A 12855-nucleotide genomic window follows, 5' to 3' on the forward strand; every position below is an offset into this window, starting at 1 on the left:
ACAGGCGTACAATTTTGCTTTATGCGACGACCGACTTAATTGCGCGCTGACTTGTGTTGGCACCTTGGTTACACTACTCACAATATCACATCACAAGGACTAATCATGGCATTTTCTGTTGTTGTACTGGCGGCTGGTAAGGGTACAAGAATGAAGTCGGCGCTCCCAAAGGTACTGCATCCTGTAGGCGGTGAACCAATCGTACAGCGAATTATTAATACTGTAGAGTCGCTCGATACACAGGCTGTGCATTTAATTTATGGTCACGGTGGTGATCAGCTAAAAGCCGGTCTTTATGGCAACACCATTAACTGGTGTTTGCAGGCAGAGCAGCTCGGTACAGGGCATGCGGTAATGCAGGCAGCAGAGCATATCAATGATAACGAAGACGTGATGATACTGGTTGGTGATGCACCCTTAATTAAAGCAGCTACCCTGCAGCGCCTGATTGAAACCAAGGCCACCTGTGATTTGGCATTACTCACTGTTAACCTTGATGATCCGAGCGGCATGGGGCGGATTATCCGTCAGGACAACAAGATTGTGGCCATCGTAGAACATAAAGACGCCACTGAAGCACAAAAAACGATCCGCGAAATTAATACCGGCATGATGATGATGGCCGGACGCGATCTGAAACGCTGGCTCAACGCACTTACAAACCACAACGCCCAAGGCGAATACTATTTAACCGACGTGATAGCCATGGCCGCGGCAGAAGGTAAAAACATACAGGCCGCGCAACCTGAACTGCCTGTCGAGGTGGAGGGGGTAAATAACCGTGTGCAGCTGGCGCGTTTGGAGCGCACTTTACAACGCTGGCAAGCCGAAGAACTCATGATGGCAGGCGTGACGCTGGCCGATCCGCAGCGCATTGATATACGCGGAAGCCTCACTACCGGCGAGGATGTGTTTATTGACGTCAATACCGTGGTACAAGGCAAGGTAACGCTGGGCAATAATGTGCGCATTGGTCCCAACTGCATACTCATAGACTGTGATATTGCTGACCACGCGGTGATCGAAGCCAACAGCATAGTTGAACAGGCAAGCGTCGGGCCGCACTGCAGTGTTGGCCCTTTTGCGCGCTTGCGCCCGGGCACGGTACTGGAGACCAAGGCCAAAGTTGGTAACTTTGTTGAGGTGAAAAAAGCGCGCCTGGGTGAAGGCGCTAAAGCGAATCATCTGACTTACTTAGGCGATGCTGACATCGGTGCCCATAGCAATATTGGCGCCGGCACCATTACCTGTAATTACGATGGCGTAAATAAGTCGAAAACCCGTATTGGAGAAAATGCCTTCATTGGCTCGAACTCAGCATTGGTGGCACCGGTTGAGATAGGCGCCGGGGCAACCGTAGCAGCCGGCTCTATTATTACCGCAAAAGTGCCCGATGACGCACTTGCTGTAGCCCGCAGCAAACAACGCAACATCGCTGGCTGGCAACGCCCTGACAAAAAGCCATCAGGGCAGTGAGCATTCGTACTTTAGTGGTGGGCTTTGGCTACGCTGCACAAACCTTTCATGTGCCCTTTTTAGAGGCAATAGACGCGTTTTTTATTGACGGGGTGGTGTCGTCTGACAGCGCGAAAGTTGAGCGCGTCTTACCCGGTGTTAGGGTGTATGACAACCTCGAAACTGCGCTACAACAGGCGCAGTTTGATTTGGTGATCGTTACCACGCCCAATCACCTGCATGCGCCACAGACTGAACTTGCGCTCAGTGCAGGCTGCCATGTGTTAGTCGAAAAGCCGTTCACGTTGTCGGCGTCTGAGGCGCAGACGCTGGTTACCTTAGCCAAACAACAACAGCGTCACCTGTGCGTGTTTCATAACCGGCGTTTTGACGGTGATTTTCTCACCATTAAGCAATTGCTTGCCGAGCTTGCGGTGGGCGAGGTAAAGCGGTTTGAAAATCGCTTCGACCGCTTTCGTCCGCAGCCGCGTAATCGCTGGCGCGAAAACGCCGGGCCGGGCAGCGGTATCTTTTGGGATTTAGGCCCGCACCTGATTGATCAGTGCCTGCAATTATTTGGCCTGCCTGACACAGTGAGTGCATCAATTAATACGCTGCGGGCAGGGGGCGAATCGGATGATGCCTTCGACGTGAATCTGCATTACCCAACATTACAGGCTGTGGTAGGGAGTTCGCCCTTTGAAGCCGCGCCGACATTGCGATTTTCGTTGCAAGGCACCGCTGGCAGCTACCGCAAATACCATCTTGACCCCCAGGAAGCACAGCTTAAAAATCATCGTAAGCCGGGCGACGCAGACTGGGCTATCACGCCCACTGAGCAACATGGCGTATTATACAAAGCAGATAGCCACCAGATTTACCCCACATTAACGGGTGACTACACGGGTTTTTATACCCAACTGGGTAAGGCCCTTGAGCCCGGCGCCACCACGCCAGTGCCGGTACCGGCCGATACCATCGTTAATGTCATCGCCGTGATCGAACTGGCCAAAAAAGCCGCGCTAACAGGCACCAGGTTACCGGTAGATACGGCGAAGCTTAACTCACAGGCAGGTGCGGGTGCATCTGACTAACTCAACCGTGCTGGGGATTGGCGATCCCCAGGCCCGCCTGCGGGTGTATATTGGTAACCGGCCAAACACCGTGATTGAACATGCAACGCCTGGTATTACACCGCTGGTCGCGGGTAATATCTGCCGGATTGGTCAGGACTGCGGTAATGGCTGGCGTAAAGTGTTTAACGTATTTGCCAAACTGGCCTATGCACTGCCTTCCCCGGCGAGCTTTCGCCAGGGGCATCCGCGCTGGCAGGCTTTTCGGGATAATAGTTTGTTGCAGGCAAATTCTGACTGCGCGCTGATGTTTAGCGAGCCAAAGGAGTTCAGCAAGGATGCGATCCACATTATTAGTGGTAAAACCTTTGCCAATACCCTGCATATTGCGCCGTCTTTGCACTGGATAACGCCTGACTTTGCTATCGACGCACAGCGTCACGTTGTGGTGTGCCCCTATTTTGATTACCGGCAGTTATCTAACAGCAAGATCCTGTTTTTGGTTGAACTGTTAGCCGAGTATCAATATTTGCCGCGGCTTTCTGGCAAATAAGTGGTTTACGTTTCATAATGAGCGCAAATTAAAAGTCAGATGCTTGCCTTTGGGTACAGGCCTGTGCGAGCGTCTGACGCCAATAAAGTAATAATCATCAAGGTAAAGCAGAGCAAACAAACCTCTGCTAACGGAGAAATGTATGTGTGGGATCGTTGGCGCAGTTGCCGAGCGTAATGTGGTAGAGATTTTGCTCGAAGGCCTGAAACGGTTGGAATACCGCGGCTACGATTCTGCGGGCGTTGCACTGCTAAGCGCAGATGGCACGATTAACCGGGTTAGACGCACCGGCAAAGTTCAGGCCCTGGTTGATGCGCTAAGCCAACAGGATGCCCTGGGTTCAACGGGCATCGCCCATACCCGCTGGGCGACCCACGGCGGCGTGACCGAAGCCAATGCACACCCCCATTACTCCAGCGACCGCATAGCCGTGGTCCACAACGGTATTATTGAGAATTATCAGTCTTTACGAGAAAACCTGGTAAAACAAGGATATACCTTTACCAGCGACACCGACACCGAAACCATTGCCCACACCGTAAACGAAGCGTTAAAGAACGCAGATTCTTTATTGGCCGCAGTGCAGGCATCAGTTAAGCAATTTCATGGCGCCTACGGTACGGTTATTATGGATCGCACCGATCCGGCAAAGCTGGTGGTGGCCCGTTCAGGCAGCCCGTTAGTGATTGGCTTAGGCCTTGGCGAGAACTTCATTGCCTCTGATCAAATGGCTTTATTACCGGTCACGCGTCGTTTCATCTTTTTGGAAGAAGGTGATGTGGCGGAAATAACCCGTCGCAGTGTGTCGATTTTTGATAAAGACGGCAATGCCGTTGAGCGCGATATTATTGAATCAAGTGTTGAGCATGATGCCGGCGATAAAGCGGGCTACCGCCACTACATGCTCAAAGAAATTCACGAACAGCCGGTGGTGGTGCGTAACACGTTGCAGCATCGTATTGACGACACCGGCTTACTGCCAGATATTTTTGGCAACGGTGCCGATGAGATATTTGCCAAAGTAAAGCACGTGCAAATTGTGGCGTGCGGTACCAGCTATCACGCCGGTATGACTGCGCGATACTGGCTTGAGCAGTATGCCAATATCTCATGTAACATCGAAATAGCCTCGGAGTTTCGTTACCGTAAATCGGTGGTACACCCTGACAGTCTGCTGGTGACCATTTCACAGTCTGGCGAAACCGCCGATACCCTGGCGGCCCTGCGGTTAGCCAAAGAGCTTGGCTATATGGCGAGCCTGACCATCTGCAACGTGCCGGGCTCGTCGCTGGTTCGTGAATCGGATATGGCCTTTATGACCCGCGCCGGTGCTGAAATTGGCGTTGCTTCTACCAAAGCATTCACCACCCAGTTAACCGCTTTTTTGATGCTGACACTGGCTCTGGGCAAACACAACGGTATTGCCAGCAACGACCAAAAGACCATTATTCAGGCGCTGCTCAACTTACCGGCGAAGTTAGAAGAAACCCTGGCCATCACCCAGGGCATTGAGGATTTAGCCGAAGAATTTGCCGATAAAAATCACTCTCTGTTTTTAGGCCGTGGCGATCAGTACCCGATAGCCATGGAAGGGGCGCTAAAGCTCAAAGAAATTTCGTATATTCACGCCGAAGCCTATGCCTCCGGTGAGTTAAAACATGGTCCGCTGGCGCTGATAGACGAAGAAATGCCGGTGATTGTGGTTGCGCCCAACAACGAATTACTCGAAAAGCTCAAATCCAATGTTGAGGAAGTGCGCGCCCGTGGCGGCATTATGTACGTATTTGCAGATAAAGACGCCGCCTTTGCCAGCGACGACACCATGCGGGTGATTAACGTACCACACTGCGATGGCCCGATTGCCCCCATCATTTACACGCTGCCGCTACAGCTACTGTCTTACTATGTGGCGCTGATCAAAGGCACAGATGTCGATCAGCCGCGGAATCTGGCAAAGAGCGTAACGGTGGAGTAGACAGCATTTTCATTTTGCTCTGTTTGTCACATCCAAACTAAGTTGGAAAAGTTATAAACAAGGATGGAAAGTGACAAACAAAGTTGGTAAGCACCATATTCATTACAAATGTTTTAACTTGGTGCCTAATCAATTAATGCAGACGTCATATGTTGAGAAGTTGACTAGGAAACGTAATCGAGACCAATTCTAGATGTGCTGATGCCCACCCTTTGGATGTAATTCAATGCGTAGGCATACCTTAGCTTGCATATTACTGTCACCTCTTTCTGCTCTGTTGATACATTTTCTTCAGTTATTACGAATTGCTTTATTGTTAGCTTCCCGTTCTGAATAACTCCTCCTGATTCAGCTACGAAAGTTTGCCAATTAACTTTGAGATTGGATGGATGTTTCTCATCACCGATACTATTGATTCCTAATGCGACGACTTCACCGTTGTCCTCTATGAAACAGTAACCTCCGCCATTAATATGTTTTGAACTAAGATTATCCGGATTTTCTTTATTGAGTTGGAAAGCAGTAAACGGTAGTAGGGTATTATTTTTACCCCTAAAGGCGATAGAGTTCTGTCCTGGTTGAAGATCACATGCTGGTGTCGCGCAAACCCACCACTGGTCATCCATTTTGAATATATGGCCGCTATCCAGTTGTTCCGGAGTATTACCTTTGGAAGGAAGCGTCGACACATAATTATTGTACTGAGCGATGGCTTTATTGGATTCTTTCTCTTTTCCCAAATCGACTAGATAGTGAGATAAAAAATCTTGGCCATTCTTTAAATCTATTGCAATGATTTGATTTCCAAATTCCACTATTTTGTCTTCAATTAGAAAAGAAAGCCCCTCTGATTGTCTAGTGACATGCTCTCTTAGCTTTTGCTCTCTGAAGATTGATTTCTGGTCGATTAAAATATCTTCTCGACCTCCATTTCGGATATCTCGATAGAAAAGAGCAAAAAGGTTATTTTTCAATAACGCGTCATCTTCTGCATCAACACCAATTCGGTTCAATTCATATCTATATTTTGCTGACAGAAGTCGAGAAGGCGTAGGCTTCCAATCAATTAGCGCATTTTCTAATTCCTCTAATAAGTTTGAGAGTCCTTTATTTATAAAGCAAACAAACCCTCTGGAAGAGCGTATCCATTTAGTATGTTCTTTAAAACTCCAAACCAGGCCTTTAAGGGCCTCGGAAGCTAGCTCATTTTTTAACTGCTCATTAATAAAATTAATTGCCCACAATAAAAAAGTCTTTTTTTGGTGGATATCGAATTTTAAATTCTCTGACAATTGAAATAACGGTGCTAGTGGACCCCTATTAGATAAGTATTCGCCGAGTGCTTTTTTGTACCCTAATTGTCGAGCATATAAATATTGTGATCTGGCGAAACATTCTTGAACTTTCCTTCTGTCAAAATCTCCAGAATCCTCCAAGCCACTTATTAATATCTCGGATTGTTCGATAGATGCTAAGTCATCTTCAGTGTATTGCGTAGCACAACTATCTAAAAGTGACGTAAGACAGGACTCTGCTACATCTTGAAGGTCTGGTTCGTCGGTGTGGACGATTATTAAATTAAAGTGCTGATTAGATAGTACTGAGTGTAGAATTTTTCGAGCTTTATCCCCTCCGAGTCCGGTAGAGGCTCCTTCTAGATTGTAATCTAAAACTAATAGATCAGATTGATGTAAGTGGGTTGCCAACTGTGGTGCTGTTTCTACACTATTGTCTGAGTGGTCACTATCAACTGCATCGTGTATATCAATCACAAAGCCAGGATTTCTTTCTCGAAATTTTTTAATTACCTCAAATGGTCCCATTGCTTTCGTTCTCCATAGCTTCCGCTGTGAAATAACATCTTGCTGGGAATCTTTTATATTACCATCGAGTTGTGCGTTAAAGATCTCTTCCCATGTGGGATATTGGTCATCAACTATCAGTACTGACCTAAGTGGCTTAATGAATGCCTCATTAACCAAATCTGCAAAGTTATTCAAAATAGACTCCCTTTAAATCAATGATGAAATTTGCACCATCTAATATTTTGAATTTTGATTCCTTGGCATAGAGGATAGAGTGCCCACTAGCCATCAAATTTACTCGACACAAGTACAACCCAATACCGCGACCACCGCTCGATTTCCTAGTAAAAAACATTTTGAACAAATTTTGTTGATCTAACTCATCTATTCCAGGCCCGTTATCGGAAACGATGACCTTACTGTCACGAATAGAAAGGAGAACTTGAGGATTCTCAGTACCTGAGTTTACTAACCAATAAACGCTATTATTTACTAAATTGACAAAAACCGGGAGTAAGCGTGAAGGTAGCTCATCAACTTTCAAGCGTTGAAACTCTTCTGTTGCAGTTATCCTTATAGCCCTGGAGCGAATTACCGTATCGAAGAAGCCCTGCAAATAATTCAGAATCTCTTCACCTGAAATAATCCTTCTAGTGCGAGATCCAGATATTTTTAGTGGTGATAAAAACTCGAGCTGATGGCTGAGTGCTTCGAATCCTTCTACCACTAAACGTGTACCAGGAATATCTCCGTTACTCTTGATCTGTCGAATACCTTCTCGGATCATTCTTTCATTACTGTTTAGCTCGTGCCCGAGTATTTCAACTGTAACGCCCAATTGTGCTAGTTGATTGATTCGATTTAAATCGTCTTTAAGTGCAATATTTTCTGCGATTCCCTGCCGAGCAATTAATTCGATATTGATGTTTTCACTCATCAATTCGAGTGACTCTAAATATGGTTGAAATGTGTCTTCATTCTCGGTATCCAAAATAGAATGAATGTTGCCCATTTCCACGAGCGCTTTGTCCAGACTAAGACGTCCAGCTCGTACTTGTTCAACTAGGGGTAAGGCTAATCCATGGAACTGTTTATTACGCTCGTCAAATAGCATTTCAACACGTTTACTTTCCGTTTCCTGAATTGTATTTATGGCCTTTTTCCAACTTCGTAGCCGAGCCTGAATTCTGCTAGCATGGCTTTGCAATTGTTTGTGAGCAAGTTCTTCAGGTTTAGATGGCTTAATTTTTTCAATTGCTTCTGTCCGAACCGCTTCGAGTGTCTTTACTCTTTCTTGTATTGTTGAATACAAACGACGGAATGCCCGGTAATCGTCTTCAGACGCTCCTAATCTTGCAGGTGCGCCGGTGATTCTGAGGTCGCTTAGTTGATCATTAATCTTGTTGATAAGCTCTTGCGTGTTATCTAGGTCTTGTTCGTTTTCGACCTTGAATTCAGAATTTACTTCACAGGTTTCGTCATACAAGCTATTTATTTTGGGTAAATTTCGTTTTAACCGCCCTCTAAATGCCTTTGCATTCTTTTTAGCTAACTCTTTGCGTTGTTGTTCAGCTCTTTCTTTTTCATTTTTTTCTTGAATATCAGGCAGTAATTCATCTCTTAGTTCTGATGCTTGACCGAAATATTCATAAGCCGCCTTTCTTAGTATATTAATGACGATCAGCTTTATTGCCTTCGCACTAGCATTATCAATAAACCCTTCTCTTCCAGCTTTATCTCTCAAATTAGGGTTTTGCTCTCGAGAAATGGAAATTCGACCAAACATTCTTCTTGCGTTCCAAAATTCCCGTCCGGCAGAAATGCTTCTGCGAGTTTCAATTTCAAAGAAGTCATTGTCTACACGGCCATATGGTAGTACACGCAATCCATTTCGGAACACCAAAAAGCCGCTGTGTTTGTCTGCTAAATCCCTAAACCTAGCAAACTGCTCATCTGATAATGTTGAGCTATTGCGAACTTGCTCAAAGGTGGCTGCATGCAATCCGAATTTACCTATGTAAGTTGTGGGACCTTTTGGAATTTTTAAATCTTTTGGTGGGTTAATGACATACTCAGAGCCTAGTTTGCGCCATTCTCCGAAGGCTTTTATTTGACCTCGGAAAACTCCATTTTCATCTACATTTCCGCTTATCACATGTTCCATTTCTTCAGTAATAGAGCGGTTTAGTAAAGATCTTTCGTCTTCAATTATTGCTTCACATGTATAGCTATCCCAAATTCGAACCTCATAAGTGAATTCGGGATCAAACGAATTTTCTTCGTTTGATATACTGTCTACAAAAGGATCTGTGAAAGCCGAGAGTGTGGCAAAAAATTGCTTGCGTATTTCCTTGGTGGAAGGGCTTGGGTCCGCGCTTCTTAATTGAGCCTTTATATCATCATTAATTTCCGACACGAGTAATGCTGTGCCATGACCGCTTTTATCTTGCCAGACAGACCATGGTTGAAAGTGCTTTTCTTCGAAGTATGCACTTATAATCGTTTCTGCAATTGCATCTGATGGTTTAACTGAATCTGGCGTATTTTCTAATGTGAGTTTGTCGAAGGTAGTCCATGCAAGTTCTAAACGTTTTGTTCGTTCAAGGTCTTCTGGTGTTCCCCATATGTTTTCAGTTAAACGTTCGAACATATCTGGAAGTAGATTGATCAACTCATTGGGGGATGCAAAACGTGTTATGGGAACTTCTAAATCAGATAACAGCAGATATGGGTTCTCAAACACTCGCCAATCTATTAGTGCAGCAATAAAGTCATGATTTTTGCGCTTGCTTACTATGAGAAGTAACGGGCCTAAATTGGCGGAAGAAAGCCTGCCTATTCCCTTCTGTCCCTGCTTTGTTCTTTTCGGTAAGCCGTCCCTATCTTCCTCATTGTCTGCTTTTGTATCGAACTTAGATTCTGTGCCTACTACGAGCCAGCGGTCAATGAATTCTTCGTAACTCATCCCGTGCCCATCATCGAAAAGAGCCGCTACTGGTGATTCCCCGTCGAAGATGTGTAACGATACATTTCTTGCGTATGCGTCGTAAGAGTTTTTCCATAACTCCGATATGGCTGTTGGACAATCTGCAATTTGCTCGCGACCTAAGTGATCGACTGTCCTTGCTTGCGTACGGAATGAACGAGTCTCAATCATGCCAGTTCATACCCTGATTGTTTGATATGCATCTGCTTTTCGTCCTTAAAGTCTTTGGAATCAAATATATGAGCTTTGATATATTCGAGCAAATATTTACCCAGTTCAACGGGCACCGCATTTCCAATTTGTTTTCCCGCTGCCGTCAGCCCTCCACAAAAGGAATAACTATCAGGAAATGTTTGGATTCGCGCTGCTTGACGAACTGTAATTCCATGGTGTTCAGTCGGGTGTACAAATCGGCCCTTTGACGGGTTTATGCAAGCCGTTGTCATAGTTGGTGCGGGTTGCTCAGGATCTATTCGTCCATAAACATCTTTATGACCATCATGGTCTTTGTGACAATTCAATATCCGACCAGAATCTTTTCTGCTTCCACCGTTTAGCGGAGTTCTTTTGAATGCCTCAATGAGCTCGTATCCATGATTCATATGAATATTGTTTTCATCATCAGCTGACGTTGAACGAAAAGCAGTTTTACATGAAACCCAAGGCAATAAGCCATTTCCCAATTTTTTAGGGTCAGTATGAGTGGGCTTGGGAGGCCACTGAACTCTCGAAATATCTGCTTTATCTCGTACGCCTAGTATAAATACGCGTTTTCTGCGTTGTGGTACTCCAAAGTCTCTGGCATCTAAAGTGACTGGTTGGAAAACATGGTACCCAGCCTTTTTACCTTCCTGATAAAATTTATCGAGATATTCTCGATGGCGAGGCCATAGAATGCCTGGAACGTTCTCCATGAGGAAAACTCGAGGTTGTAGTGCTTTAACGAATTCAAAATATGCTAATACAAGTTCATTACGAGGATCGTTTACACCTGCATTTAATATGCGGTGAGTTGAAAACCCTTGGCAAGGGGGCCCGCCAAGTAGAAGATCGCAATTTTTGTTTTTGAATCTGGCTTTTTGGAGTTCGATAGGGTCGTAGTCTAAGATGCTGTCGTTTAATACAGAAGTGTACTTGCCGCCCTCCAGCTTTAAGATATTGTTTTGGTATGTTTGAACTGCGTATTTATCGTTTTCAATCGCGAAGTCTATTGCGAAGCCAGCTTTAATTGCAGCGAGAGAAAAGCCCCCAGCCCCAGCAAATAGGTCAACTGCCATAAGCTTTCTATTATTTTTTGTTTGCATCAACTTTTATCATTTTAAATAACAATCGCGAAGTTTTCGTTTTATCTCCATCATAATGCACTACTGATCGCACAGCAAACAGTGAATGAATTAGCTGCCATTTGGATACCTAAAAATGATTTAACACCTTTTATTAGTTCTACAAAGGGGGGGAGTTCGAAAATCAAAGTTTACATTCCATATTTAAGGTGTGTACAAAGGGAACATTGCTGATAATTCATCAGGCCAAAGGAGTTTTCTAGCTCATTAGTTTGACCGTGTTTTTTGCCATATGTGCCGTGAGTGGAATTTGGTTAAAGGTAAACTGGCAAACGCTTAACGTAGGTTTTTGAGCAAGGGAAGGTGGCTCATTTTTTCCAGGTATTCCTGAGGCAGGGTGTTATTTTCCAATGTAAAAACAATGGTGTCTGGCTGCCTTAGTTGGGCTGTAATCTGCGGGAAGTGCGATTCAAAGAGTGCTTCGAGTACGCCGTTATTGGTGATGGTTACTAATCCCTCCCGAAGACGTTTGATCACTTTTGTATGTTTGTGGCTGAGGTGAAACAACACCGGGTGCGGGTAATAAATCATATGATTCGGTGCAATGGTTAACACATCGCCGCCTTTTTTGCTTTGCAGGGTTTGTTGATCAATCTCGATTCTGCCCAGAGGAAAAAGCTCAAAACGTTTGTTGGCCGTCATGTTAAATAAGCGCGTTAAGCGGGCCTCCGTAACATTAAAACCATTGTGTCGGTAGATGGCGACATCGGTCCAGCCCGGCCCTTGTCCAATAGTGTATTGTTTTAGCGCTTCTAAGTTCGTTACCTGATTTAATGCCGGTAAGTTATCCTGGTGAACAATAATACTGCGTAACCCTAATACGCCATTAAATATTGGGTATTCAATTACCGCGAGGTCGGTATTGATAGGGTTATAGGGGCTTGCCCATAACCACACGTCGGGGCTCTCTTCTGCGTGCTTAATTAATCTTTCAATGGTGTAACCCGACTCCAGGGTAATAATGGAGTAATCGCCATACTCAGCTTCGGTGGCTTCCATTACTGCGTTTAAAACATCGAGTTCGTAGTCTGAGCGTAATTTTAACTGGCTATTGTATAAAAAGTGCAGCTCATCGGCGTGCAGCTGCTGTGCCCATGCCGCCATAACCATACTGAGTCCGTAAACGACTAGTGATAGCTTAAGGTAAGTACTTATCCTGGAAATAAGATGTTGAACACCGCTCATACTACTACTGAAACCTTGTGATTAAACCTGAAACGATACCACTGACATGGTCAGCCAAATTCATACATCCTGATACGCCCCTCTTCCAATGTTAGTCCTTCATTGATTTGGACTTCTGCACCTCAGATAGTAGTGCATTATGTCGCTGTGACAAAATATCCATATGCATTGCCGTATATTCTAACAGCCATCTTGCCGGACTCGTCGAGCCTTAAAGAGTTACACGTATTGTATACGTTTTTTAGTACGCCCAGAAAGTTCATTTACTACGTTACTATGATTAAAATCACCGTTGTGACCCCTTCGCCCGCCATTAATATCAGGCATTCGTTAATGCATGGCTTCCTGGGCGATACATTTGCTTCATCTTCAGTGGAAGCTGGTAGCGACGAACAGGCAGATAATCACTAAATTCCGTATTTAAACCATAATTGTTAAATAAATGATAATAGTTTTAATATTTATTGATCTTTGGGTACT

General features: G+C 45.1%; 9 protein-coding genes. 5 read left to right on the forward strand and 4 right to left on the reverse strand.

The window, feature by feature from the left end; translation table 11 throughout:
* The first annotated feature begins 105 nt into the window (after positions 1–105).
* From glmU to glmS, 4 genes are all read left to right on the forward strand, one after another.
* Positions 106–1476, forward strand: coding sequence for a bifunctional UDP-N-acetylglucosamine diphosphorylase/glucosamine-1-phosphate N-acetyltransferase GlmU (gene glmU, locus OIK42_RS01840; protein WP_273637879.1), 1371 nt, complete (start codon positions 106–108; stop codon positions 1474–1476).
* Entirely contained in the window at positions 1473–2549 is a 1077-nt protein-coding gene (locus tag OIK42_RS01845; protein WP_273637881.1) for a Gfo/Idh/MocA family protein, read from the forward strand. The genes glmU and OIK42_RS01845 overlap by 4 nt, the downstream gene beginning before the upstream one ends.
* On the forward strand, positions 2536–3081 hold the full coding sequence (locus OIK42_RS01850; RefSeq protein WP_273637883.1) for a DUF6942 family protein: 546 nt from the start codon (positions 2536–2538) through the stop codon (positions 3079–3081). Before OIK42_RS01845 ends, OIK42_RS01850 begins: the two co-directional genes overlap by 14 nt.
* Positions 3082–3223: 142 nt before the next feature.
* Complete coding sequence (gene glmS / locus OIK42_RS01855; protein ID WP_273637884.1) at positions 3224–5056, forward strand: glutamine--fructose-6-phosphate transaminase (isomerizing); 1833 nt, start codon at positions 3224–3226, stop codon at positions 5054–5056.
* 164 nt (positions 5057–5220) lie between these two features.
* Here glmS and OIK42_RS01860 read toward each other — a convergent pair whose 3' ends face one another.
* The 4 genes from OIK42_RS01860 to OIK42_RS01875 all read right to left on the reverse strand — a co-directional run bounded on the left by OIK42_RS01860 (position 5221) and on the right by OIK42_RS01875 (position 12375).
* Positions 5221–7056 carry a response regulator receiver domain gene (locus OIK42_RS01860; RefSeq protein WP_273637886.1) on the reverse strand — a complete coding sequence of 612 codons (1836 nt, stop codon included), beginning with the start codon at positions 7054–7056 and terminating at the stop codon, positions 5221–5223.
* Positions 7049–10018 carry an ATP-binding protein gene (locus tag OIK42_RS01865; RefSeq protein ID WP_273637887.1) on the reverse strand — a complete coding sequence of 990 codons (2970 nt, stop codon included), beginning with the start codon at positions 10016–10018 and terminating at the stop codon, positions 7049–7051. The genes OIK42_RS01860 and OIK42_RS01865 overlap by 8 nt, the downstream gene beginning before the upstream one ends.
* Positions 10015–11151 (reverse strand): DNA cytosine methyltransferase, encoded by a 1137-nt coding sequence (locus OIK42_RS01870; RefSeq protein WP_273637889.1) that lies wholly within the window; start codon positions 11149–11151, stop codon positions 10015–10017. Before OIK42_RS01870 ends, OIK42_RS01865 begins: the two co-directional genes overlap by 4 nt.
* 315 nt (positions 11152–11466) lie before the next feature.
* Positions 11467–12375 (reverse strand): transporter substrate-binding domain-containing protein, encoded by a 909-nt coding sequence (locus OIK42_RS01875; protein WP_273637891.1) that lies wholly within the window; start codon positions 12373–12375, stop codon positions 11467–11469.
* 147 nt (positions 12376–12522) lie between these two features.
* Here OIK42_RS01875 and OIK42_RS01880 point away from each other — a divergent pair, with 147 nt between their 5' ends.
* Positions 12523–12786: a hypothetical protein gene (locus tag OIK42_RS01880; protein ID WP_273637893.1), complete on the forward strand. Its 264-nt coding sequence runs from the start codon at positions 12523–12525 to the stop codon at positions 12784–12786.
* Positions 12787–12855: the final 69 nt, after the last annotated feature.

The sequence above is a fragment of the Alteromonas gilva genome (assembly GCF_028595265.1).
GTDB classification, from domain to species: domain Bacteria; phylum Pseudomonadota; class Gammaproteobacteria; order Enterobacterales; family Alteromonadaceae; genus Alteromonas; species Alteromonas gilva.

Excerpts from the sequence above, each read along its gene's own strand:
- glmU (WP_273637879.1), top strand. The coding sequence starts at position 106 with ATGGCATTTTCTGTTGTTGTACTGGCGGCTGGTAAGGGTACAAGAATG.
- OIK42_RS01870 (WP_273637889.1), bottom strand. The coding sequence starts at position 11,151 with ATGCAAACAAAAAATAATAGAAAGCTTATGGCAGTTGACCTATTTGCT.
- glmS (WP_273637884.1), top strand. The coding sequence starts at position 3,224 with ATGTGTGGGATCGTTGGCGCAGTTGCCGAGCGTAATGTGGTAGAGATT.
- OIK42_RS01875 (WP_273637891.1), bottom strand. The coding sequence starts at position 12,375 with ATGAGCGGTGTTCAACATCTTATTTCCAGGATAAGTACTTACCTTAAG.
- OIK42_RS01865 (WP_273637887.1), bottom strand. The coding sequence starts at position 10,018 with ATGATTGAGACTCGTTCATTCCGTACGCAAGCAAGGACAGTCGATCAC.